We start from the raw sequence: 22,634 nt of genomic DNA, 5'->3' as shown, positions 1-22,634 counted from the left end.
TGTTTTAGAAAAAATGTTATAATTAATGAAAATCTTAACAAGAGATTAAATAAAATTATGAAAGTTCTTATTTTTGGTTTAGGAGCTCTTGGTACAGTATTTGCTGTAGCTCTAAAGAGTGCAGGACATCAAGTAAATGCCTTTGTTAAAGAAAAACATTTATCCTTACTTAAAGGTAAAACTCTTAAAATGACAGGACTCTTTGGCAATAAAAAAGCAGAAATTGATGGGAAAATCATGTATTACGATCTTAAAAATAGGAAATCAATGGAAATAGATGCTTTAAATGGAGCTATTGTCAATTGGAAAAAAACCTTTTCGACAATTACTTAAAAATAATTTATTACTTAAAATTAAGGACTTAAATTTCAATTTTAATAATAAATCTAATTAAGGAACTACCTCGGTAAAATATCCAGGGAAAACAAATCTTATCTCCCCTACCCTAAGATAATGAATATAAAGGTTGACCGCATTATTATAGAATTTTTATTAAATTTTTGCTTAAAGTACTTTAAATTATGATAAATTTTTTTTATAATCAATTTTTGGTCTTACCATATTATGTTGTTTTTCTTTCCCATCAATTGAAACGATTATAAACTTAAAATCAAGAACTTCCTCTTTAAATTTTATAAAATTTCTTAATAATAAACCATTAGTGTAAATAATGTATTTAAAATTATAATAACTATCTAAAATCTTTTTTACTTTTAAAATCTTATCCAACTCTAATAAGGGTTCTCCACCATAAAAGGCAACATAAAAAGTATTAATACAACCTTTACATTTACCTTGACATTTGGCAGTTACAACTAAGTGAAAAATAATTGGTTCTTCAAAAATCTTCTCTTGTTCAAAATTTATTTTCATATATTATAATTTTTAAAAACTTTAAAGAAAAATCAAGTATTTCTTATTAAAATTTTTAAAATAGTAATTATTATTAATATTTTTAATTTAGTATTAAAATTTACATATAGAATTGATTTATTTCTAATTTTTATTATAAAAAATTTAAAAAACTGAAATTTAAAAAAGAGGATAAAGATTATGCCAGAAGAATTTCTCAGGTTCTTAATTAATTGGTTTCTAATTATATCTAATAATAACTTAATAATTATCATGCTTATTGCAGGTTTATTTCTAACTCTTATGACTTCTTTAGGTGCTTTAATAGCTATTTTCTCTAAGAAAATCCCTTCTTGGGGTATAAATCTAAATCTTTCCTTTGCTGCAGGAATAATGCTTACTGCAAGCTTTACAAGTTTAATCTTACCTTCCATAAAAATAACAAATAGTTTTTTCCCCACAGCAATAGGGATGTTTTTAGGAATTATGTTAATTTTAATAATTGACAGACTAATTCCTCATGAACATTTAATTAAAGGATATGAAGGTCCTCAAGAACTAAAAGATAAATTTAAATTAGCTTGGCTTCTTATATTTGCTATGATTGTACACAATCTTCCAGAGGGATTAGCTGTAGGAACCAGTTTAGCTTTTGATACAAAGGATGGTCTTATTACAACTATAGCTATAGGTATACAAGATGCCCCTGAAGGAGCAGTGGTAGCTTTACCTTTAGCAAGTCTCCAACAAAAAAGATTTATGCCCATTTTTCTGGGGATATTAAGTGGGGTTGCAGAATTTATTACAGTAATTATAGGTGCTTTATTTTTTAAAGAATTTTTCTTCCTTCTTCCCTATGGATTGAGTTTAGCAGGGGGAGCTATGCTTTATGTTACAATAAAAGAACTAATTCCAGAAATATACAAAGGTGAAGATAATGAACTATTAATTACTGCAGGATTTTTCTTAGGGTTCTATATAATGCTTTATCTTGATTCTATATAAAAATTATTAAACATTACCTGGTAATTTTTTAATTTCTTCTAAGGTCTTCTTTATCATTTCATCTGCATAATCAACATCTTCAAGTTTACTTTCTAAATATTGATCATAAGCATTTATATCAAAATACCCATGACCACTGAAATTAAATACTATACATTTTTCCTCTTTAGTTTCTTTACATTTTATAGCTTCATCAATGACAGCCTTTATAGCATGTGCAGTCTCAGGGGCTGGTAATATACCCTCAGTTTTAGCAAAAATAATTGCTGCCTCAAATACAGCTTTTTGTGTATATGCAACTGCTTCAACTAAATTTTTATAAACAAGATAACAAAGAATTGGTGCATCTCCATGATATCTTAATCCACCTGCATGAATTTTAGGAGGCACAAAATTATGTCCTAAGGTATACATTTTAAGAAGGGGAGTAAGTCCTACAGTATCTCCAAAATCATAAAGATATAAACCCTTTGTAAGGGTAGGACAGGCAGTAGGCTCAACTGCTAAAAATTTAACCTCGCTTTTACCTTTGAGTTTTTCAGGAACGAAGGGCAAAATAAATCCTCCAAAATTACTTCCCCCACCTACACATCCTATTAAAATATCAGGCTTTTCATTAATAAGTTCCAATTGTTTTTTGGTTTCAAGACCTATAATTGTTTGATGAAGTAATACATGATTAAGAACACTTCCTAAGGAATATTTAGTATCCTCATTGGTTACAGCATCTTCAATTGCTTCAGAAATAGCAATACCTAAAGAACCTGGAGAATCAGGATCCTCTGCTAAAATTTTTCTTCCTGCGTTAGTTAAATTTGTAGGGGATGGAAAAACTTCAGCACCCCATATATGCATTAATGACTTTCTAAAAGGTTTTTGATAATAACTAACTTTTACCATATAAACTCTACATTTAAGACCGAAGATATTACATGCAAATGCTAATGCTGAACCCCATTGTCCTGCACCGGTTTCAGTAGTTAATCTCTTTACCCCTTCAATTTTATTAAAGTAAGCTTGAGCAACTGCTGTATTAGGCTTATGACTTCCTGTAGGAGATACACTTTCATTTTTATAATATATTCTTGCAGGTGTATTTAAATATTTTTCAAGCTCATAGGCTCTAACAAGAGGAGTAGGCCTCCATAATTTATATACCTCTAAAACCTCATCAGGTATAGGGATCCATCTATTTTGAGATATTTCTTGTTTTATAAGAGAGATAGGAAAAACTGGAAGTAAATCTTCTGGTTTAATAGGTTCTCCTGTTGCTGGATTTATAGGTGGAGGTAATTGTTCAGGTAAATCAGGTAGAACATTATACCATTCAGTAGGCAATTCCCTCTCTGAAAGCAATATTTTTTTCTCCTCCATTTTTAACTCCTTTCCAAAAGATTTCCAAAATTGTCATATTTTAACATCAAATTTTAATAAAAACAGAGGTAAAAGAATATTTTTTGAAATTTTATAAAAACTTAGAAAGATATTTCCATACGTTTCTATATAAGAAGCTACTTTCTATATTTTCTTCCATTTCCAAAAACATTTCAAAAGGAATAGCAAAGGTAAAAATATTATCTCCAAGCTGTTTTCTAACATTTTTTCTGGCTGAAAGATCCGTTAGCCCTACTACAGCTTTTTGAGGTTTTGAGTAACATTCCTTATAAGCACATATCCCGATTGTTTGACATCCTGCAGCCCAAGGAATAATCACATTATTAAAACTTTCTCTTCCATAATTTGCAAGTACAATAAGAGCTGAAAGTTGGTGAGGATTAATTTTCCTTGTTCCATTCTCCTCCTTTTTAATTTTCTTCCCTCTCAACAATTTCTGAATAAGCCTTATATGGTTTTATATCAAAAACAGGAGTCCCATCAAACATATCTATCCTTTTAACTTTTATGATATTATCTTTAATATCTAAAACCTCTAATACAGAAAGCCCAATAGGATTTGGTCTAATAGGAGAACAAGTATTAAATACCCCTGTAGGTTTATCTTTATGAGGAGGTTTTTGGATTAATTTATCTTTAGTAAAAGAGGGAGATTTATGAAAACAAAAAAGAACAACTATTTTATCTCCTGGTTTTATATCTTTAAGTCCTTCTTTATATTCAGGATCTAAAATTATTTCTCCTTCTACATCAGAACAACTCCAGTGCCTTGGAATGGAAGTAGCAGAGGTTTTTACATATCCGATAGGTTTAAAAATATACTCTTCTTTTTTCATTTTTATTATTTGCTTTATTATAAATTAAAAACGTAAGCTTGTAAACTAAAAACCTGTAGAAACTATCTTTTTTACTAAAATAGTATTTTTTTCACATTTTCTTTTTTTAATTTTAAAAAATTTGATATGAGTTACTGAAAAGTCTCTTATTGAGAGGAAAAAGCTGATAAGATTTCTTAAGATTTAAATTATTTATTCATTTTCTAAGGAGTATTTTTTGAGCTTTCTCCAAAGGGTTGCACGGTCAATGCCTAAAATCTGGGCAGCTAAAGTCTTATTCCCTCCTACTTCCTTAAGAACCATTTTAATATATTCCTTTTCTTGTTCTTCTAAAGTTGGTAATGGAAAATTTTTTTTGCGAAATGTAAATATTTTAAATTTTTTAAGATCTTCTGGTAGATGAGAAAGTTCTATTTTTGAAGAGTTAGTTAAAGCTACAGCTCGAGCAATAATATTTTCGAGCTCCCTTACATTACCTGGATAATCATAACTTAAAAGTAATTCCATAGCCTCTTCTGAAATCTCCTTTACCTCTTTGTTCATTTCTTTAGCATATTTGTTTAGAAAGTAATAACACAAAAGTGGAATATCTTCTTTTCTTTGGCATAAAGGTGGAAGGTTAAAAGAAATCACATTTAACCTATAATACAAATCCTCTCTAAACCTGCCCTTTTCAATCTCCTTTTTAATATCTCTATTTGTAGCAGCAATTATTCTTACATCAACCTTTATAGGTTCTGTACCTCCTAATCTTATAAACTCTTTTTCTTGAAGTACTCTTAGAAATTTTACTTGCATAGTAGGACTCATTTCAGTAATTTCATCTAAAAATAAAGTTCCCCCAGAAGCTACCTCTAAAAGACCTTTTTTAGTAGAAACCGCCCCAGTATAGGCTCCCTTTTCATGTCCAAAAAGTTCATTAGCTAAAAGTTCCTCTGTAAAGGCTCCACAGTTTATAGCTAAAAAAACTTTATCTTTTCGTCTACTATGTTGATGAATATAACGAGCTAAAAGTTCCTTTCCTGTACCTGTTTCTCCAAGTATTAAAACTGGGCAATCAGTGGGAGCTACCTTTTCAGCTAACTCCAAAATTTTTTTCATTTCTGGATTTTGAGTAATTATATGAACTACAGTACCTTTTAATCTTTCAAATTCTTCTTTCAATCTTTTATTTTCCTTTTTAATTCTTACTTTTTCCAAAGCCTCTTTAACTAATATTTTAAGTTCATCCAGTCTAAAAGGCTTAGTTATATAATGATAGGCTCCCAATTTCATAGCTTGGATTGCAGAATCAATTGATCCATAAGCAGTAATCATAATTACCTCTGTATCTGGATACCATTCTTTACATTTTTCTAAAATATCCAAACCTGAAACCATATCCATTTTAAGATCAGTAATCACTAAATCAAATTCTTCATTTTTTAGAAGATTTAAAGCACTCATTCCGTTATCAACTGCTTTTACTTCATATCCTTCTTTAGTTAAGATATATTTTAAATTTTTTAAAGTAAGTTTCTCGTCATCTACTACTAAAATTTTAAATTGTTGTTCCATAGCTTAAACCATTTCCTTTTTGGGGAGCTTTATAATGAAGGTAGTACCTTTATTTACTTCACTTTCTACCTCTATAGTGCCTCCATGATTTTTAATAAGATGATAAACAATAAACATTCCTATCCCATAACCTCTGTCACCGCTTTTAGTAGTAAAGAATGGTTCAAAAATTTTAGGTAGTATATCAGCTGGAATCCCTTTACCAGTGTCTGAAAAATATATAACTATTTGATTTTCCTTTTCTTCAGCTGAAATTTTTATTTGACCCTCATTTTCTATAGCATCAATTGAATTTTTAAAAAGGTTAATAAAAACTTGTTTCATCTGTTGAGGATCAACCCAAATTTTTAAATTTTCTGGTATTTCAAGTTTAACTTCTATTCGGTGAGGTATAGCACCTTTTAAATAAAATTTTGTTTCTTCCACCAATTCTTTTAGTTCTATCTCTCTCTTTTCTCCAGGCTTAGAATAATCTAAAATTCCCTTTACAAATCTTTTAATTCGTTCTATTTCTTTTTCCATTTCAGTAAGCAAATCTTCCATAAATTCTTGAGAAAAATTCCCTCCTTTTAATTCCTCTTTTAGTACTTGACAAGTAGTATAAATATTATTAAGAGGATTATTTAGCTCGTGGGTTAAACCAAAAAGGAAAGTTCCCAAGGTTGCCAACTTTTCTGTTTGAATAAGATAGTTTGTTCTTTTATCAATTTCTGCAAGCATAGTATTTATTGCTTCTACTAACAAAATTATTTCTCTATCCTGAGAAACTGGAGGAACAGTATAAAATTTTCCTTTGCTAATCTCAAGTATATAGTTATCTAATTTTTTTAATGGTTGGGAAATGCTTATATATAAATAATAGCTATAAAAGATACCTAAAACCAATAAGAAAATAGCTGCTATTAAAAGTATTTTTCTAAGATTATCTAAGCTTTCTTTTACTTTTAGGTTTTTTAATTTGTTTAATCTTTCTGCATATTGAGTTAAAATCCTTCCTCTTTCTCTGATATCTTCGAAGCATTTTTCTGTTGAGCACTTGTTAGTTTTTAATAAAAGAACCATATTTTTATACTTCTCTAAAACTGTCTTAAGTTCTTGACAAGAACTCTCTCCCAGAAACTTTCCAATTTCATATTCATAAGTTTTTAGTTCTTGTTCACAATTTAACACATGATGTAAAAGCATTTCTAAATCTTCTATATTTTTATAAAGTAAAAAGTTTTTTTCAAATCTTCTGGCTTCAAGAATATTATCTACAAATTCTGAAATTCTTTCACTATTTACTAAAAGAAAATTGATAGATTTAAAAGTTTCATAAATCCCTAACACTAAAAAACCTATAAAAAAAATACCAACAATAATAGTAAGAAAAACTTTCTGTTTAAGACTCTTAGGTAGTAAGGCTTTCATAGTTTAATGATAACATTTACCGTTGAAATTTTCAATATTAATTTGTCTTCTTAAATTCAAAAATTTTCAAAATCTTTAAAAAAACTCTGTTTTATGTATTGCAAAATTCAACAAAAATAGATTTTTGTTAAAATAAAATTTTTAACGTAATTTCATAGATTTAGATAATTGATTAAATTTGGCACATATTTTGAAATATTTTTTATAAAAAAATTAAAAGGGGGGATTTAAAAATGTCAAGTAAATTTAAAAAGACCTGGGATGATCTTTTTACTGCCATAACATTTGCAGAGGCTAATGAGGCAGAAACAGCCCGAGCCATTTTAGGTAAGAAAGAGGCTAAGGAGGCAGAAGAAGCTCAGGCTATTTCTGGCAAACCAGCTTTTTTACATTGTCTTAGTCCGCTTCTTGTTCCAATTATTAATTTGATTATTTTTGTTAAAACAGTTTTCTTAACTTTTCTTCATAAGATGAAATAATTGGTTAATTAGACGTTTTTTGAGAATAATTTTTATAAGAATAATTTTTAAAAGTTTTGAAAGTTAAAAGGGGGGATTTAAAAATGTCAAGTAAATTTAAAAAGACCTGGGATGATCTTTTTACTGCCATAACATTTGCAGAGGCTAATGAGGCAGAAACAGCCCGAGCCATTTTAGGTAAGAAAGAGGCTAAGGAGGCAGAAGAAGCTCAGGCTATTTCTGGCAAAAAGAAAAAACATAAAACCAGCTGGAACTGGGAAGATATTTTTACTGCAATTACTTTTGCTGAAGAAGGTGATTTTGAAACAGCACGCTGGTTTTTAAGGTCAAAATCTCGTATTCTTTTTGTTTTAGAAGAGGGATATCCTTTAAGGCAGGAACTTTTTGATTATATAAAAAATCTAAGTAAAACTTTAAATCTGCCAATAGAGGTATTTTTATTAGCAGAAAAACCAATTGAAGGATTATCAACTTATTTAGAACTTTTTCAAAAAGAGGGTTTGCTTTTAAGGATTACTCAAGTAAAGGAAAAAGAGTTGTGGGGGAAAGCTATCACTGAATATATTAAATACCATTCTGAAGTAGAATTGGTAGAATTTCTGGTTGTAAAACCCTCTTTTAAATCTACAAAGCTCAACGAGGAACGTTTAGTTAAAACACTTTGGCAAAAGATGGGAATTCCTTTTATTTTGATTAGAGAAAGAATGGCAATATAAAAACCTACTAAAGGAGGGTGCCGTGGTAGAAGTAGTTAAAAAAAAGCCGGTTTTTAAAGCCTTAGTTTATGGTTTTTTATCTGCTATCCTTTATTATTTACTTTTAACTAAACAAAATTTGTATACTCCTTATTTTACTAAGGGTGGTGTTTATGCTTTTTTAATTATCCTTACAGCTTTTATTTTTTCTTTTGTTCATGGCACATTTACGGATTATTTCTGGAAAGTCTTAGGCATTGAACCTAAAAAAAGAAGGGAGGTGAAATAGCCATGCACGAAGTATTAAATCAAGCAAGCCAATTTATTGATCTTCAATTATGGCACATTATTTACCTTGTATTTGTAGGTTTTGTAGGTGGCTTAGTAAGTGGTTTTATAGGAAGTGGTGGAGCTTTTGTGCTTACTCCATCAATGATGAGTATGGGTGTTCCCGGAATTGTAGCGGTAGCTTCTAATATGTGTCACAAATTTCCTAAAGCTTTGGTTGGTGCTATAAAAAGGGCTAAATTTGGACATGTAGATGTAAAGTTAGGTATTATTATGGGTCTTTCAGCAGAGGCAGGGGTTTTAGTAGGAGCTACGGTTCAGCAGTATATTAAACAAACCTTAGGTGATGCTGGTTCCAGTTTATATGTAAGTACAGCCTTTATTATTGTCCTTGCTACAGTTGGATCTTATGTATTAAAAGATGCTTTTAAATCTATGGCTTTGGAAAAGTTAAACCAGGGCAATATAAATGCAGATGATGAAGAAAAACCCACTAAAATTGCCTTAATTTTACGCAAAATTCATATTCCAGGCACAATGATTTATTTTAAAAGTATTGGTGAGAGAATTTCATTCTTAATTACTATTCCTCTTGGTTTTGCTACAGGTTTTCTTGCTGCAACTATTGCTGTAGGTGGTTTTATAGGAGTTCCTTCTATGATTTATCTTTTAGGTGTCCCCAGTCTTATTGCTTCAGGCACTGAATTAGTTATTGCTTTTTGTATGGGTGCTATAGGAACTTTTAAATATGCCTGGCATGGATTTGTGGATATAAGATTAGCTATGTTAATACTTCTTGGATCTTTATTTGGAGTCCAATTAGGAGCTATAGGTACTACTTATGTTAAAGGTTACATGATAAAATTGGTAATGGGTGTGATTATGTTAATTATTTTAGTAAGCCGTGCTGTGGCTATGCCAGTTTATCTTTCTCAGTTAGGATGGATTCCAACACTTTCTCCTCAAATGGTAACAATTTTTAAAAATATAAGTTTTGCTATTAATCTATTAGGCTTATTTACCGGCGCTTTCATTATCTTTAAGGCTTTAATTACAGGAATTTATGAAGAAAAACGCTTAAGAGCTGCCGAAGCTTTAGCTTTGAAAGAAGAAAGGTTAAAGGGATAAAGGAAAATAGGTAGGCAAGGGAGGAAATCATCTCTCTCCCTCCCTCCTCACTCTCTATTTTTTCCTCCCTTGCCTATTGAAACTTCTTTTTTTCTATTTATATTACAACTAATTTAATTCAAGGAGGAACTAAATGAAACTTTATAAGAAAATTTTAATAGCTTTAGATACTTCAGAACAATCCTGGCATGTTTTTCTTGAGGCACTTAAGTTAGTACAAGAAAAAGGTACTTGGGCAGTTGTAGTAACCGTTGCCCCGGTTTATTTAGGTGATTTAGGATTAACCATTATAGATGATGTATATGATAAAATCTATGCTCCTTATGAAAAACTAATGAAAAAGGTGCAAGAGGTTTTAAACGAAAAAAATATAACTGCAAAATGTGTATTAGAAGAAGGAGATGAACCTTTTGAAAAAATTGTAGATGCAGCTTATGCCTTTAATTGCGATTTAATAATAATGGGGCGCAGTGGTAGTAAACTAAAAACTTTTTTCTTAGGAAATACTACAGCAAGAGTAATAGGTTATAGCCCTGTAGATGTGTTAGTTATACCTTATCCTAAAAACGTAGGTTTTAAAAAGATTTTGGTAGCTGTTGATGGTTCACCTTTTGCTGAAAAGGCATTTTCTAAAGCTTTAGCTTTGGCTAAAGAACATCAAAGTAAGTTATTTATTATCTCTGTAGTAGACATACCCATGGAAATATACGCAGTTGCTCCTGAAATAGGAGAAAAGGCTTTAGAAAAAAGAAAGACATATATTGAAACTCTTGTTAAAAAAGCTAATGAAGAAGAAGTAAAAGCTGAAGGATTTTTAAGACAAGGATTAGCAGATGAAAAAATAATAGAGGTAGCTAAAGAAATAGAAGCAGAACTTTTAATAATGGGAACTTATGGAAGAACAGGAATTAAAAGATTACTCATGGGTGGTGTAACTGAAAGGGTTCTTTCAATCGGAGCTTTACCAGTATTAGTAGTAAAATAAAAAGTTAATCAAGCTAAAACTTCTATTATAAAATTTTTCAATAAATAGTTCATCAATTAATTTATTTTTTCTATTTGACTTAAAATAAACTCCCCATATTTTTATTTAAAAATTTTAAATTTTTTGCAAAAAGGGAGGTGGGTATGAATTATCTGAAGAACCTTTTTGCTACCAGATGGGGTATTATTTTAGTAGGTGCTTTTATTGGAGTTTTAGCTCCTCTTCTTCAAAAATTGGGGAATCCACCTAATATGGGAATTTGTGTAGCCTGTATGGAAAGAGATATAGCTGGAGCTCTTGGTTTTCACAGAGTGGACGTAGTTCAGTATATGAGACCAGAAATAATAGGTTTTGTTTTAGGATCTTTTTTAAGTGCCCTTTTATTTAAAGAATATCGTCCAAGAGGGGGATCTGCTCCATTTATCAGATTTATCTTAGGAATGTTTGCTATGATAGGTGCATTAACTTTCTTAGGTTGTCCTTGGAGAACTATTCTTAGACTTGCAGGTGGAGACTTAAATGCTATTTTTGGGCTATTAGGATTAATTTTTGGAGTTTTTATAGGAACCATCTTTTTTAGAATGGGATATTCTCTTGGAAGGTCTCAAGGCTTTCCTTATAAAGCTGCTGGCTTGGGCTTTCCTCTTTTGATGCTAATCTGTTTGGTGCTACTTCTAATAGATACACCTTATCCTGGAACTAACAAGGGTGAATTTTTGTTTTTTAGTATTAAAGGTCCTGGCTCTCAGCATGCACCTATATTTATTTCCCTTTTAGTCGGACTTTTTATTGGAGTCCTTGCCCAAAGAAGTAGATTTTGCACTATGGGAGCTTTTAGAGATGTAATCCTTTTTAAAGATTTTCATCTCTTCTCAGGGGTAGCTTCCTTTTTCCTATTTGCTTTAGTTACTAATCTTATTTTAGGACAATTTAACCTTGGATTTGAAAATCAACCTATTGCTCACACTATGCAATTATGGAATTTTTTAGGCATGAGTTTAGCAGGACTTTGCTTTGCCTTAGCAGGAGGATGCCCAGGAAGACAGCTTTTTCTCTCTGGAGAAGGAGATGGAGATGCTGCTATCTTTGCTACTGGCATGATAATAGGAGCAGCTGTAGCTCATAACTTTGGTTTAGCTGCTTCACCTAAAGGTATCGGACCTCATACTCCAGAAGCTATAATCTTAGGTTTTATAATATGCTTGGCTATAGGATTAACTATGAGAACTAAAAAAGCTTAAAATTAAAGAGGAGGTAAGTTTATGGTAGAAGTAGTTGATGCCAGAGGACTTTCCTGCCCAGAACCAGTGCTACGCACCTTAGAAGCTATTAAAGCTTTGGGGAAGGGTGAGTTAGAAATATGGGTTGACAACCCAACTGCAAGGGAAAATGTAATTAGAGCTGCAAAATCCTTAGGCTGGGAAGTAGCTGAAATTAAAGAACTTCCTGATAGTTTTAAAGTGGTTATTAGAAAATCATGAAATGGATAAATAAATTATTTTCATCTAAAAAAGGTAAACCATCTGAAAGATTAAAATCAGGGCTTTTGCTTTTTGAAAACACCTCTGAAGTTATAAAGGCTGAAAAGGTTTTACAAAAAGAAGGTTATAAAGTAAAAGTAGTTGGTCCTCCTCCTGAAGTGAGAAAAGGATGTGATCTTGCTATAGAAGTACCAATTATAGAAATAACCGGAATTTTAAACCTTTTAAAAACTCAAGGAATAGAACCTTTAGATTTTATCCCCCTTTCTGAAAATGAAATTTTAAAACCTGTAGATCTCTTCCAGGTAAAGGATTTTGGAGATTATCTTATGGTTAGAGCTGCTAATATGAAAATAACAGTAAATAAAAAAAACTTAGTTATTGTTAATATTTCTGGTGGTGGATGTCCGGATGTTCCTTATTTAGCTTCAATTTTATTAGGAGTAAGTTTAAAGAACTCTTTTTCTCCTAAAGAATTAGCTCATACACTCTGTGGCTATGCCCTACATTTAGCCTTTGAAAAAGCAAAAGAATTATTATGCTCGGAATAGTAGGTATCGTGCCAGATGAAAAAATTCCCTTAATTTATGGAACTCCGGTTTTAGAAGAAAAATTCTTAAACATAGAAAAATGGAAAATTCCTGTAGAGCGTGGCACAACAGCCCTTATTGCCTCTGCTATAAAAACTCTCGAGGTATTAAATAAACCAAATCCATTTGTCTTTCTTGTAGGAGATATAGGGAAAGGAAAGGGAAGTAAAGAACTTTATAAGTTTTTAGCTGAAAATATCCATAAATATAATTTTAAAGTGCTTACTTTTCATTACATTCTTCCAGAGGTAGATGGTTGTTTAAAGGTGATTTTAGCTATAGAAAAACTTCTTAGAAAACCTTTTTTAATAGCTGATGCAGGGTTTATGTATGCTGTCAAAATGGCAAGTTATGCCAATTTTTTTGACCTTTTTACTCCTGATATAGGAGAATTAGCCTTTTTAGCAGATGAAAAGGCACCTCATCCTTTTTATACCAGAGGGTTTCTTTTAGCTGAAGAAAAAGATGTGGAAACTTTAATAATAAGGGCTTATGAACATAAAAATGCCCCTCCTTATCTTCTTGTTAAGGGTGAAAAAGATAGAATTGTATTTAATCAAAAAGTTTTAGCAACTGTAGAAAAGCCTTTTGTTCCGGAACTTGAAGCTATAGGTGGCACGGGTGATACCTTAACCGGTATAGTTTCAGCTTTAATTTATGCTGGATACTCACCAGAAGAAGCTTGTATTCTTTCAGCTAAAGCAAATAGATTAGCAGGCGCCTTAGCCTACCCTACTCCTGCAACCCAGATCTCAGAAATTATTAACTTTATTCCAGAAGCAATTAAAATTCTGATACCCTAAATTAATATCTTAAATTTATAAAAATCTCTTATGCAAGTAATAATGTATTCTATTTCTTCATCAGTAAGCTCAGGATACATGGGTATGGCAACTGATTCCTTAGCAAGTTTTTCTGCAACAGGAAAACTTATAGAATTTTTATAAAAAGTTAGATAACTTTTTTGTAAATGTAAAGGAATAGGATAATAATAACCTGTTCCTATTCCACGCTCCTTTAAAAAGGTAACTAATTCATCTCTATAAGGAGTTCTTATTACATATCTATGATAAACGCTTTGTTTGTAATCAGGATCAAGGGGAGGTAAGGTTAAGTTTTTTATATCAGAAAGTCCCTCATAATATTTTTTAGCTATTTTTCTTCTCTTTTCATTTTTTTGATCTAAGGTTTTTAATCTTACATTAAGAATAACTGCTTGAAGTTCATCAAGCCTTGAGTTAAATCCGAAAAAATGAAAATGATTTTTTTCTACCTGTCCATGTACTCTTAAGAATTTTATCTTAAAAGCAACTTCATCATCATCCGTTACTACCACTCCTCCATCTCCTATACAATTAAGATTTTTTACAGGTCCGCAACTAAAACAACCTACTTTTCCAAAACTTCCTACCTTTTTACCTTTATAAGTTGCTCCGTGAGCATGAGAAGCATCTTCTATAAGAATAATTCCGTATTTTTCGCAAAATTTAATTATTTCATCCATTTCTGCAGGATGTCCATACATATGAACAAGCAAAAGGGCTTTAGTTTTAGGAGTTACTTTTTGATAAAGATCCTCTAAGTGGGGTCCAAAGGTATTAGGATCTACTTCTACTAATACGGGAGTTGCTCCTACCCAATGAATCGCTTCTAAATCAGCAATAAAAGCATTAGTTTGAAGTAATACTTCATCCCCCTTCTCTATTCCGCAAGCTATAAGTGCCATAAGTAAAGCACTTGTTCCACAACTACAACCAAAAGCATATTTAACCCCTAAATATTCAGCCCAATTTTTTTCAAACTCCTGTAGATATTTTCCGTTTAAAACCTTCATGGTGCTAAATACTTCTTCCCAACCTTTATATACCTCCTCTTTAATTTCTTCCCAAGATCTTTTTAGATCTAAAAGCGGAATTTTTTTCATTTTTGAGCTCCTTTCCTAAGAAATTTTATCTTTTACCTAATCTACAGGCTTTTGGCTTAAAGGGAAATTTTATTTCTTTTCCTGTCTCTGCTGACTCATAAAGTCCTATAATAATCTCTAAAGAGGGGATAGCTTCTTCTCCAACCACAAGCCACGGATCTTTCTCTGAAGTTTTAAAATATTTTATTGCAGATCTTAGATAGGTATAATGAGAATATCCTAAGGGATGATCAGGATTTTTTTCAAATCCAGAGATAAATTCATTTATATTTTCAATTCCTTCTATGGCTAAATAGTCTAATTTATTCATTGCAAAACCACCAAGAATAGCAGATCCCTTTTCTCCCAACACTACAAGTTCAGCTTTTAAATCTTTAGGGCGGGAACACGTTGTAGCTTCTATTGTTCCTAAAGCCCCGTTTTTAAACTTTAATATACCAACCAAGAGGTCTTCTGCTTCTATGTTCGCAAGATATGTGCCCATTTTAGCAAAGACGCTCTCAACAGGTCCACCTAAATAATAAAGCATATCGACAAAATGACATCCTTGCTGTGCTAAGGCACCTCCATCTAAAGCCCAAGTTCCCCTCCAAGAAGCTGAATTATAATACTTTTGATCTCTACTCCAATAAAATTTTGCTGAAAATAAAATTGGATTTCCTAAAAGATTTTGAGATAAGGCCTCTTTTAGTTTTATTACAGGAGGATTAGCTCTATTTTGAAAAACAGTAACTAACTTTAACTGATATTTTTGTGCAAGGATTACCAAGTTTTTAGCTTCTTTTAAAGTAAGAGCAAGAGGCTTTTCTACAAGAAGATGTCTTTTAAAATCTTTAAGTATTATTTCTCCTACCTCGGCATGTAGTCCTGAGGGAAGGCAAAGATCAACTACTTCTACATCTTCTTTAGTAAGCATCTCTTTATAATCAGTGTATGACTTTGCAGAAAGAGCTTCTGCAAATTTTTGAGCCTTTTCCTCTTCTAAATCAGAAACACAAACTACCTCTACTTCATCTTTTAGAGCCTGATAAATTTTTTTATGTCTTTCAGCTGCTTTACCACAGCCAATTATAGCTATTTTAAGCTTCGCAGTACTCATCACTCTTTTAAAATGTTTAAACCTATACTAAAATATACCTAAAAAATTTCTTGTAAAGGTGTTATGAATTTTAAAATTTGGATTTTTTTAGTACTAAGTTTACTCATTTTAGCTACTTTAATTTTTTCTTTTTTTGAACCCCCTTCTTCCTATCAAGAATTAAGAAGGGCTATATTAGTAAAGGAAAATATAGAAAATTTTAAGTTTTTTCAAACTTACAATGGAGAACCCTATTTTACTAAACCACCTCTTTATACCTGGTTAGCTTCTATTTTTGTTAAACCCTTCTCTTCTGATCCTGAAGGTATAATATTTCCTTTAAGAGTTTTTTCAATCCTTTGTTATACTTTGCTTTTTTTAAGCCTTATTGAGTTTCATCAAAAAGATTGGCAAGGTGCTTTTTTTTCTATAATAGTTTTACTTACTAATTTTCGGTTTTTTTCTTTTATTAATAGGATAGATTTAGAGCCTTTGTTTGTACTTTTTTCTTTCTTGATGTTTTGGTTTTCTTATCTTTATTTATTTAAATCTCCAAAAAGACTTTACCAATACCTTTTTTATCTTTTTTTGACTGCAGGAATCTTTATTAGGGGTCCTTTAAATCTTTTTTATCTTCCTGGACTTTTGATCTATAGCCTTTTTACCAAAAATAAACGGGGTCTTAAACTAATCTTAAATCCTTTAGGTTGGTCTATTTTTATAGTAATATGTCTTAGTTGGTATGGTTATGGATATTTTGCTTTTGGAAAAGGGGTCTTTCAAGAGTTTTTTAACATAGATATCAAAGCTCGTTTGGTTTCAGAGGCTAAGGATCCTTGGTATTTTTATTTTAACCACTTTTTGCTTAATTTCTGGTTTTGCTTCCTTATTCTTTTTTATCTTTTTTGGAAAGAAAAAATTTATTTAAAAGAACGAGTTCTCAATCTTTTTTCTAAACTTAGAGAAGATAAAGAGCTTCTATTTTTACTAACTATTTCTCTTGCTCCTATAATCTTGCTAAGCTTTACTGGGAAAAAATATGATAAATATTTGCTTTGGATTTATCCATTCTTTGCTATACTTATTTCTAAAATATTAATCAAAAATTTTCCTACATCACCCCTTTTAGGAAGGCTTTTTTTAATTCCCTTTTTGGCAAATTTAATAATTTTTGGGGTGATAGCTTATAAAAACTCAACCACCTTTTCTGATAAGCTTCAAAATATTAAAAAAGAAATAATAAGCGATCATTTAGTTTTTTGGCAAAAAGAAAACCCTATAATTGTCTTTTATGCTCCAACTCCCATTAAAGTTTTAACGAAGGAGGAAGAACTTTTGATCTTTTTAAATCAGGGATATAAGATTATTTCTGAGGAAAGATTAAATAAAGGTAGATTGAACAAGAGTTTTTTAGATCCCTATAAAAAAGTAACTTGGTATGTATATTCTTCTTGGTAACAGGTTAGTTTTAATAAAATTTTAGATTGCTTCAATTTTCATTTATATTTATCTATACAATAGATAAAGCTGGAGTTTTAAAATGAAATCTATTAAAATTAGAACCCTGTTCTTTTCCTTTTTAAAACTTGGGCTTACTGCTTTTGGTGGTCCAGCAATGGTTGCCTATGTTAGAGAACTTGTTGTTGAAAAAAGAAAATGGCTTGATAATAAAACCTTTCAGGAAGGTATTGCACTTGCTCAGGCAATTCCAGGTGCAACTGTTATGCAAGTTGTAGCTTATGTTGGATTTAAAACCAAAGGAATTATAGGTGGGCTTGTTAGCTTTATAGCCTTTGGACTTCCCGCTTTTCTGCTTATGCTTTTTTTATCATATATTTATGCCAAAACTCATAACCTTCCTGAGGCTATATCTATTTTTGCTGGTCTACAAGTAATAGTTGTTGCCATTGTTGCTAATGCTTTTTTAAGTTTTGCAAAACCTATAATTAAATCAGTAGGTGAGATAGTTATAGCTATTTTTTCTTTTTTGCTTTTTCTTTTTAAAATTAGCCCTTTCTTGATAATTATAGCTTGCTTTCTTATTTCCCAAATAATTTTTAAAGGTACCTCTGACCATAAAGTCCAAAACTCAAAAAATTTTAATTTTGTAGGTATTTTAATTCTTATTTTAATTCTATTTACAGGTTTAATTTTTCTTTATTTCTGGGACAAAATTCTTTTCAAACTTTCTTTGATCATGATGAAAATAGATCTTTTTGCCTTTGGAGGAGGATATGCCTCTGTACCTCTGATGTTACATGAAATTGTAGATAGACTACATTGGCTTGATAGTAAAACTTTTATGAATGGAATTGCCCTTGGGCAGATAACCCCAGGACCGATTGTAATAACAGCAACCTTCGTAGGATATTTATTAAAAGGTCTTTTAGGCGCTACTTTAGCAACAATCTCAGTCTTCACACCCTCTTTTATAATAATGGCTTTTGCTTCTGAAATTTCTGAGAAAATAAGAAATTCACAAATCTTTTTAAGAGCAAAAAAGGGTCTTTTAGCCTCTTTTTCAGGTTTACTTCTTTTTGCAACTTTTAAGTTTGCTACTTCAGTAGAATGGGATTTTTTAAAACTAACAATAGCTTTAACAAGTTTTTTAGCTCTTTATAAAAAAATAAATATTCTTCATGTAGTCCTCGTTGGTGCACTTATTTCGGCTATTATTTTTAAATAACTATTTTTAATATATAATTAAAATTAAAATTTATTCTTTTTGAGAAAAGAAATGGAGAGGAAGATTATAAAAGAGGTTATAGAAAGGGTTTTAAAATCCGCTGGTGTTGAAATTGATAAACTGATTCTTTTTGGTTCAAGAGCAAGAGGAGATTATAAAAAATATAGTGATTGGGATTTATTAATTGTTACTAAAAAGGGACTTTCAAGAAAAGAGAGACAGAAATTAGCTCATTTAATTAGAAAAGAACTTGCAGAATATTTTATTGATGGGGATATTATAATTAAATCTGAAGAAGAAATTCAAAAAAGAAAAGATGTAATCGGAAGTATAATAAAAAGTGCAGTAAAAGAGGGAGTAATATTATGATAAATGAAGAGGCTAAAAAATGGTTAATTAAGGCTATAAATGATTATAAAAGTGCTCAAAAACTTTTATCTCAACCTGAGGAAGAAATAATTACTGATACCGCATGCTTTCACTGTCAACAAGCAGTAGAAAAAATGTTAAAAGCCTTTTTAATTAATCATGATATTGAATTTGGTAGAACCCATTCCATTGAATATTTGATTAAACTTTGTAGTAAAATTGATAAAGATTTTGAAAGATTATACGAAATTACTGAAGGTCTAACAGAATATGCTGTAGATGTAAGATATCCTGAGGAATTTTATATTCCATCTATAGAAGAAGCTAAAGAAGCTTTTGATGCAGCAACAAAAGTAAAAGAATTCGTCTTAAAAAAGTTAAAAATAAACGAAAAGGATTTAAAATAACCCTCCCCTGCTCCGTATTGTCCTTCAGGAATAACACCCTCAAAACTGCCATACTCTAAAACATGGTCTTCTACTTGAACTTTCCCCTTCATTCAAATTCCCCTTTATTTAAAAATAAGTAGTCGCAATCCCTTTTGATCTAGGGCAGGTTTCAACAAAATTATAAAGTAAAAAGTATATTCAATAAGGTATAGGCCTACTTTCATCCGTCGGTAGTGTCTCATTAATTGGTAAAAACTTGAAAAGTAAAATGGGCATGGTAGCTTCCCCAATGCTTAATAACTCAAAACTACCAGAAAAGAGGGGAAGCTACCATGAAAGAAAAAACTAAAACTTTAACAAACAACCTATGGAAGAAATTTTAAACTTTTTTCAGCAGGAAGTCAATAATCTTATTAAAAACCTTTTAGAAAAGCTTATGCTTGAAGAAAGAAGAATTTATTTAGAAGAGATAGAAGATTATGCAAACGGTTTTTATACCAGAGATTTACTTACAAAGTATGGGAAGGTTCAAAATTTAAAAGTGCCTCGGGTCAGGAATGGTGGTTTTCGTCCTGCTATACTTCCTGAAAGAAGGAGGGCTGAATTAGATCTTACATCTGCTGTTATTACCCTTTATGTATTTACCTCAAAGATTTCTCGGTTAATAAAGGTGACTGAAGATGAAGTAAGGAGTTGGAAAGAAAGAGCACTTTCAGAGGAATATTTGGCAATATTTTTAGATGGAACTTATTTACCTATTCGTCGAAATGAGGTAGCAAAGGAACCAGTTTATTTAGCTTTGGGGATAAAGCTTGATGGAAGAAGGGAAATACTTGGATTTTGGGTTATTTGGGTCTGAAGGGGAATGATTTACCTGAGATAGAAAATGCCATAAAGATGGTTTATCCGTCTTCAGAATGGCAACTTTGTGTATTACATACTGTAAGGAATTCTTTAAATAAGGTGCGGGTAAAAGATAGAAGTTTATTTGCAGAAGATTTAAAAAGGATATACAGAGCAGAAACAGAAGAAAAAGCTAAGGAGGGGATATTAAGATTAAAGGAAAGATGGGGTAAAGTATCCCCTAAGGCAGTTTATTTATACAACTAATCAGCTTAAAAGATTAGCAAAGGAGATAAAAAGGAGGATAAAGGTAATAGAAGTATTTTAAGATGAAGTATCAGCTGAAAGATTATAGAGATGAATGAGAGGTTAAACTCAAAGAGGTTAAGGGGGTTTAACGAGATTGAATTGGAGAACTACCATGCCCTTCCCGGAGAAATTTTTACACAATAAAAGAGACACTATGTGCTCGTAAACAAGAAATAAACAAAGTAAACGGGTATTTGTTTACATTAATTCCTTATAGATAAGAACTGATGCCAGTAAGCGCTATGTAAATAATGTGTAAACGCTTGTAAATGAAAGGGGTAAGGGTTTAATACTTACCCCCTAAAAAGAGGGGCTTTAAAGCCAAAATAAAAGGCTATTTAAAACCCTTGTAAATAAAGTTCTCTTAAGTGTTCAGGAAGAAGCTCGGCTGGATAGGTTCTTTCTCCAATTTTATCTATGTGCCACCACCAGTATTCTAAAGGTGGCTCATAATCATCGGTTATAACAGGAGGATAAGGCTTTTCTTTTAAAGCATATTGAATTAGCTTTTTATCTGCTTCTATAACTTTTGGGTGGTTGTCAAGACCTCTTTTATGAATTTCAGTGCGATAGGGTAAGGTTGCTTCTGCTGAATAATCATCAAAAAAAGTTTCTATAGCTTCTTGAGATGCTAAACTAAATGCCCATTCTTCAATTAATTCTTCATCAGAGAACCTTGATAAGTCCATCTCTTTTCCTCTCTTTTAAAAAGGTTTCAAATGGCTTATTCAACTTAAAATAAGTTTTTATTGCAAGATCATCATCACTTGATATTACTACTTTATCACCTTTTCGAAAAATGTAAAAGGTTTTATCTTTAACCCTTTCAATGTATACTTCATCCGGCTTTTTTATCACCTCATAGGCTGAGTGATAATATTCTTTAGGGGTTTTAAAACCAAATTCATGCCCGTGTTTTAAAGTTTAAATTTCCTCTTTGGTAGATTGAAACCTTCTTGAATAGCTGAACCTAAAAAGTTTTAACACGTTTAAATTCCTCTTTGGTGGATTGAAACACTTATTATGACTCTTCTTCTAATATTGTGATCACTGTTTAAATTCCTCTTTGGTGGATTGAAACAAATTAACTATTAGCTAGCTAAAGCAAACTCTAAAGTGTTTAAATTCCTCTTTGGTGGATTGAAACTTTTAATTCTCACTGGTGTGCTTACTCTGAAAAAAAGTTTAAATTCCTCTTTGGTGGATTGAAACGTAGCTGAGGGTAAGGTGATAGAAGTAGATGTAGATGTTTAAATTCCTCTTTGGTGGATTGAAACAAAAACACAGTCAAAAAATTGACAAATGAAAATAGAGTTTAAATTCCTCTTTGGTGGATTGAAACAATACACCCATCACTCCTTATCCACTCTTCTAAGAAGTTTAAATTCCTCTTTGGTGGATTGAAACAGTGGAGGTAAGAGATAAAGGATGGAAGTTGTATAAGGTTTAAATTCCTCTTTGGTGGATTGAAACAATCTATGTTTACAAGATTTTTTGAGGTCTGGTTAAGTTTAAATTCCTCTTTGGTGGATTGAAACGAACTGAAAGCGGAGTAAAAAGAGGCAAAAAGTCTTGGTTTAAATTCCTCTTTGGTGGATTGAAACGTGGAACTCTCTCCCTTATAAGAGAAGGAAATTGTAGTTTAAATTCCTCTTTGGTGGATTGAAACTTTTTAGAAGAGTTTTTAGAATGTTTTGCTATATATGTTTAAATTCCTCTTTGGTGGATTGAAACTTTTGTCTCTAAAAGTTGCTATAACTCGGGGAAATGTTTAAATTCCTCTTTGGTGGATTGAAACACGTTAGTAGTGCACGGAATAGAAATGATATAAAAGAAGTTTAAATTCCTCTTTGGTGGATTGAAACGGGGCAAGAATTTGGTTGATTTTAAGAAGGCTATGAAGGTTTAAATTCCTCTTTGGTGGATTGAAACAAAAACAAAATCCCCGTTTTCTGTTAAAGCAATCATTGTTTAAATTCCTCTTTGGTGGATTGAAACGTGAGAAGAGCTAGTTCGTTTTCACTTATCTCCTCGGGTTTAAATTCCTCTTTGGTGGATTGAAACGGGGTTACATTTCTTTTTGAAAAAGAGATTACCTGAGTTTAAATTCCTCTTTGGTGGATTGAAACCAGTTCAGTTTCCTGTCTGGTTTAATTTAGAAGTAGGTTTAAATTCCTCTTTGGTGGATTGAAACAATGTCAAACTTCAGCCGGTAGTGGAGCTAGTATTTGTTTAAATTCCTCTTTGGTGGATTGAAACCTTTAAATCGTTTTTTTGAAATGCCACGATACTGGAGGTTTAAATTCCTCTTTGGTGGATTGAAACTTGAACAGAA

General features: G+C 31.2%; 24 protein-coding genes, 1 pseudogene and 1 CRISPR repeat array (1 of these 26 cut by a window edge). Of the genes and pseudogenes, 16 read left to right on the top strand and 9 right to left on the bottom strand.

Annotated features, from left to right (window positions below):
• Positions 1-57 precede the first annotated feature (57 nt).
• Positions 58-333: a ketopantoate reductase family protein gene (locus TOPB45_RS06480; protein WP_013910033.1), complete on the top strand. Its 276-nt coding sequence runs from the start codon at positions 58-60 to the stop codon at positions 331-333.
• Positions 334-519: 186 nt separating this feature from the next.
• Here the strand turns inward: TOPB45_RS06480 and TOPB45_RS06475 are convergent, their stop codons facing one another.
• Positions 520-873: a 4Fe-4S cluster-binding domain-containing protein gene (locus TOPB45_RS06475; protein WP_013910032.1), complete on the bottom strand. Its 354-nt coding sequence runs from the start codon at positions 871-873 to the stop codon at positions 520-522.
• A gap of 180 nt (positions 874-1,053) precedes the next feature.
• Between TOPB45_RS06475 and TOPB45_RS06470 the strand changes: the two genes are divergently transcribed.
• Positions 1,054-1,857, top strand: coding sequence for a ZIP family metal transporter (locus tag TOPB45_RS06470; RefSeq protein WP_013910031.1), 804 nt, complete (start codon positions 1,054-1,056; stop codon positions 1,855-1,857).
• A gap of 6 nt (positions 1,858-1,863) precedes the next feature.
• Here the strand turns inward: TOPB45_RS06470 and TOPB45_RS06465 are convergent, their stop codons facing one another.
• The 5 genes from TOPB45_RS06465 to TOPB45_RS06445 form a co-directional block, all read right to left on the bottom strand.
• On the bottom strand, positions 1,864-3,231 hold the full coding sequence (locus TOPB45_RS06465) for a TrpB-like pyridoxal phosphate-dependent enzyme (protein ID WP_013910030.1): 1,368 nt from the start codon (positions 3,229-3,231) through the stop codon (positions 1,864-1,866).
• Positions 3,232-3,322: 91 nt separating this feature from the next.
• Positions 3,323-3,682, bottom strand: coding sequence for a DUF169 domain-containing protein (locus TOPB45_RS06460; RefSeq protein WP_201763793.1), 360 nt, complete (start codon positions 3,680-3,682; stop codon positions 3,323-3,325).
• Entirely contained in the window at positions 3,663-4,088 is a 426-nt protein-coding gene (tsaA, locus tag TOPB45_RS06455) for a tRNA (N6-threonylcarbamoyladenosine(37)-N6)-methyltransferase TrmO (RefSeq protein ID WP_013910029.1), read from the bottom strand. Before tsaA ends, TOPB45_RS06460 begins: the two co-directional genes overlap by 20 nt.
• A gap of 192 nt (positions 4,089-4,280) precedes the next feature.
• The gene (locus tag TOPB45_RS06450; RefSeq protein ID WP_013910028.1) at positions 4,281-5,645 is read right to left on the bottom strand and encodes a sigma-54-dependent transcriptional regulator; all 1,365 of its coding nucleotides are present in this window, start codon (positions 5,643-5,645) and stop codon (positions 4,281-4,283) included.
• A 3-nt stretch (positions 5,646-5,648) separates the two neighbouring features.
• Positions 5,649-7,055 (bottom strand): sensor histidine kinase, encoded by a 1,407-nt coding sequence (locus TOPB45_RS06445; protein ID WP_013910027.1) that lies wholly within the window; start codon positions 7,053-7,055, stop codon positions 5,649-5,651.
• Between the two features lie 233 nt (positions 7,056-7,288).
• On the opposite strand from TOPB45_RS06445, the gene TOPB45_RS06440 reads away from it, so the two are divergent.
• The 9 genes from TOPB45_RS06440 to TOPB45_RS06400 all read left to right on the top strand — a co-directional run bounded on the left by TOPB45_RS06440 (position 7,289) and on the right by TOPB45_RS06400 (position 13,504).
• Positions 7,289-7,534 carry a hypothetical protein gene (locus tag TOPB45_RS06440; protein ID WP_013910026.1) on the top strand — a complete coding sequence of 82 codons (246 nt, stop codon included), beginning with the start codon at positions 7,289-7,291 and terminating at the stop codon, positions 7,532-7,534.
• An 83-nt stretch (positions 7,535-7,617) separates the two neighbouring features.
• Entirely contained in the window at positions 7,618-8,250 is a 633-nt protein-coding gene (locus TOPB45_RS06435; protein ID WP_013910025.1) for a hypothetical protein, read from the top strand.
• 22 nt (positions 8,251-8,272) lie between these two features.
• Positions 8,273-8,518 (top strand): hypothetical protein, encoded by a 246-nt coding sequence (locus TOPB45_RS06430; RefSeq protein WP_013910024.1) that lies wholly within the window; start codon positions 8,273-8,275, stop codon positions 8,516-8,518.
• A 2-nt stretch (positions 8,519-8,520) separates the two neighbouring features.
• Complete coding sequence (locus TOPB45_RS06425) at positions 8,521-9,645, top strand: sulfite exporter TauE/SafE family protein (RefSeq protein ID WP_013910023.1); 1,125 nt, start codon at positions 8,521-8,523, stop codon at positions 9,643-9,645.
• Between the two features lie 133 nt (positions 9,646-9,778).
• Complete coding sequence (locus TOPB45_RS06420) at positions 9,779-10,630, top strand: universal stress protein (protein WP_013910022.1); 852 nt, start codon at positions 9,779-9,781, stop codon at positions 10,628-10,630.
• Between the two features lie 143 nt (positions 10,631-10,773).
• Positions 10,774-11,871 (top strand): YedE family putative selenium transporter, encoded by a 1,098-nt coding sequence (yedE, locus tag TOPB45_RS06415; protein ID WP_013910021.1) that lies wholly within the window; start codon positions 10,774-10,776, stop codon positions 11,869-11,871.
• Positions 11,872-11,892: 21 nt separating this feature from the next.
• Positions 11,893-12,111 carry a sulfurtransferase TusA family protein gene (locus TOPB45_RS06410; protein WP_013910020.1) on the top strand — a complete coding sequence of 73 codons (219 nt, stop codon included), beginning with the start codon at positions 11,893-11,895 and terminating at the stop codon, positions 12,109-12,111.
• Entirely contained in the window at positions 12,108-12,662 is a 555-nt protein-coding gene (locus TOPB45_RS06405) for a DUF3343 domain-containing protein (RefSeq protein WP_013910019.1), read from the top strand. The genes TOPB45_RS06410 and TOPB45_RS06405 overlap by 4 nt, the downstream gene beginning before the upstream one ends.
• On the top strand, positions 12,650-13,504 hold the full coding sequence (locus TOPB45_RS06400) for an NAD(P)H-hydrate dehydratase (protein WP_013910018.1): 855 nt from the start codon (positions 12,650-12,652) through the stop codon (positions 13,502-13,504). Before TOPB45_RS06405 ends, TOPB45_RS06400 begins: the two co-directional genes overlap by 13 nt.
• Here the strand turns inward: TOPB45_RS06400 and TOPB45_RS06395 are convergent.
• Positions 13,501-14,625 carry a DegT/DnrJ/EryC1/StrS family aminotransferase gene (locus TOPB45_RS06395; protein WP_013910017.1) on the bottom strand — a complete coding sequence of 375 codons (1,125 nt, stop codon included), beginning with the start codon at positions 14,623-14,625 and terminating at the stop codon, positions 13,501-13,503. The genes TOPB45_RS06400 and TOPB45_RS06395 overlap by 4 nt on opposite strands.
• Before the next feature lie 25 nt (positions 14,626-14,650).
• Positions 14,651-15,724 (bottom strand): Gfo/Idh/MocA family protein, encoded by a 1,074-nt coding sequence (locus TOPB45_RS06390; RefSeq protein ID WP_013910016.1) that lies wholly within the window; start codon positions 15,722-15,724, stop codon positions 14,651-14,653.
• 63 nt (positions 15,725-15,787) lie between these two features.
• Between TOPB45_RS06390 and TOPB45_RS06385 the strand changes: the two genes are divergently transcribed.
• From TOPB45_RS06385 to TOPB45_RS09290, 5 genes and pseudogenes are all read left to right on the top strand, one after another.
• Complete coding sequence (locus TOPB45_RS06385; RefSeq protein ID WP_013910015.1) at positions 15,788-17,161, top strand: ArnT family glycosyltransferase; 1,374 nt, start codon at positions 15,788-15,790, stop codon at positions 17,159-17,161.
• 82 nt (positions 17,162-17,243) lie between these two features.
• Positions 17,244-18,389, top strand: coding sequence for a chromate efflux transporter (chrA, locus tag TOPB45_RS06380; protein ID WP_013910014.1), 1,146 nt, complete (start codon positions 17,244-17,246; stop codon positions 18,387-18,389).
• Positions 18,390-18,440: 51 nt separating this feature from the next.
• Complete coding sequence (locus TOPB45_RS06375) at positions 18,441-18,758, top strand: nucleotidyltransferase domain-containing protein (protein ID WP_013910013.1); 318 nt, start codon at positions 18,441-18,443, stop codon at positions 18,756-18,758.
• Positions 18,755-19,165, top strand: a complete 411-nt coding sequence (locus TOPB45_RS06370) for a HEPN domain-containing protein (protein ID WP_013910012.1) — start codon at positions 18,755-18,757, stop codon at positions 19,163-19,165. The genes TOPB45_RS06375 and TOPB45_RS06370 overlap by 4 nt, the downstream gene beginning before the upstream one ends.
• Positions 19,166-19,514: 349 nt before the next feature.
• Positions 19,515-20,443, top strand: a pseudogene (locus tag TOPB45_RS09290) (transposase).
• Positions 20,444-20,637: 194 nt separating this feature from the next.
• On the opposite strand, the gene TOPB45_RS08635 reads toward TOPB45_RS09290, so the two are convergent.
• Positions 20,638-20,988 (bottom strand): hypothetical protein, encoded by a 351-nt coding sequence (locus TOPB45_RS08635; RefSeq protein WP_013910011.1) that lies wholly within the window; start codon positions 20,986-20,988, stop codon positions 20,638-20,640.
• A gap of 234 nt (positions 20,989-21,222) precedes the next feature.
• Positions 21,223-22,634: a CRISPR direct-repeat array (repeat unit 29 nt; unit sequence GTTTAAATTCCTCTTTGGTGGATTGAAAC); it runs 2,145 nt beyond the window's last position.

The sequence above is a fragment of the Thermodesulfobacterium geofontis OPF15 genome (assembly GCF_000215975.1).
Classification (GTDB): Bacteria; Desulfobacterota; Thermodesulfobacteria; order Thermodesulfobacteriales; family Thermodesulfobacteriaceae; genus Thermodesulfobacterium; species Thermodesulfobacterium geofontis.
Note: the sequence above shows the minus strand (reverse complement) of the source record. Positions and strands in the feature narration are given on the sequence as shown.

Excerpts from the sequence above, each read along its gene's own strand:
- TOPB45_RS06480 (WP_013910033.1), top strand. The coding sequence starts at position 58 with ATGAAAGTTCTTATTTTTGGTTTAGGAGCTCTTGGTACAGTATTTGCT.
- TOPB45_RS06475 (WP_013910032.1), bottom strand. The coding sequence starts at position 873 with ATGAAAATAAATTTTGAACAAGAGAAGATTTTTGAAGAACCAATTATT.
- TOPB45_RS06470 (WP_013910031.1), top strand. The coding sequence starts at position 1,054 with ATGCCAGAAGAATTTCTCAGGTTCTTAATTAATTGGTTTCTAATTATA.
- TOPB45_RS06465 (WP_013910030.1), bottom strand. The coding sequence starts at position 3,231 with ATGGAGGAGAAAAAAATATTGCTTTCAGAGAGGGAATTGCCTACTGAA.
- tsaA (WP_013910029.1), bottom strand. The coding sequence starts at position 4,088 with ATGAAAAAAGAAGAGTATATTTTTAAACCTATCGGATATGTAAAAACC.
- TOPB45_RS06450 (WP_013910028.1), bottom strand. The coding sequence starts at position 5,645 with ATGGAACAACAATTTAAAATTTTAGTAGTAGATGACGAGAAACTTACT.
- TOPB45_RS06445 (WP_013910027.1), bottom strand. The coding sequence starts at position 7,055 with ATGAAAGCCTTACTACCTAAGAGTCTTAAACAGAAAGTTTTTCTTACT.
- TOPB45_RS06440 (WP_013910026.1), top strand. The coding sequence starts at position 7,289 with ATGTCAAGTAAATTTAAAAAGACCTGGGATGATCTTTTTACTGCCATA.
- TOPB45_RS06435 (WP_013910025.1), top strand. The coding sequence starts at position 7,618 with ATGTCAAGTAAATTTAAAAAGACCTGGGATGATCTTTTTACTGCCATA.
- TOPB45_RS06425 (WP_013910023.1), top strand. The coding sequence starts at position 8,521 with ATGCACGAAGTATTAAATCAAGCAAGCCAATTTATTGATCTTCAATTA.
- TOPB45_RS06420 (WP_013910022.1), top strand. The coding sequence starts at position 9,779 with ATGAAACTTTATAAGAAAATTTTAATAGCTTTAGATACTTCAGAACAA.
- yedE (WP_013910021.1), top strand. The coding sequence starts at position 10,774 with ATGAATTATCTGAAGAACCTTTTTGCTACCAGATGGGGTATTATTTTA.
- TOPB45_RS06410 (WP_013910020.1), top strand. The coding sequence starts at position 11,893 with ATGGTAGAAGTAGTTGATGCCAGAGGACTTTCCTGCCCAGAACCAGTG.
- TOPB45_RS06405 (WP_013910019.1), top strand. The coding sequence starts at position 12,108 with ATGAAATGGATAAATAAATTATTTTCATCTAAAAAAGGTAAACCATCT.
- TOPB45_RS06400 (WP_013910018.1), top strand. The coding sequence starts at position 12,650 with ATGCTCGGAATAGTAGGTATCGTGCCAGATGAAAAAATTCCCTTAATT.
- TOPB45_RS06395 (WP_013910017.1), bottom strand. The coding sequence starts at position 14,625 with ATGAAAAAAATTCCGCTTTTAGATCTAAAAAGATCTTGGGAAGAAATT.
- TOPB45_RS06390 (WP_013910016.1), bottom strand. The coding sequence starts at position 15,724 with ATGAGTACTGCGAAGCTTAAAATAGCTATAATTGGCTGTGGTAAAGCA.
- TOPB45_RS06385 (WP_013910015.1), top strand. The coding sequence starts at position 15,788 with ATGAATTTTAAAATTTGGATTTTTTTAGTACTAAGTTTACTCATTTTA.
- chrA (WP_013910014.1), top strand. The coding sequence starts at position 17,244 with ATGAAATCTATTAAAATTAGAACCCTGTTCTTTTCCTTTTTAAAACTT.
- TOPB45_RS06375 (WP_013910013.1), top strand. The coding sequence starts at position 18,441 with ATGGAGAGGAAGATTATAAAAGAGGTTATAGAAAGGGTTTTAAAATCC.
- TOPB45_RS06370 (WP_013910012.1), top strand. The coding sequence starts at position 18,755 with ATGATAAATGAAGAGGCTAAAAAATGGTTAATTAAGGCTATAAATGAT.
- TOPB45_RS08635 (WP_013910011.1), bottom strand. The coding sequence starts at position 20,988 with ATGGACTTATCAAGGTTCTCTGATGAAGAATTAATTGAAGAATGGGCA.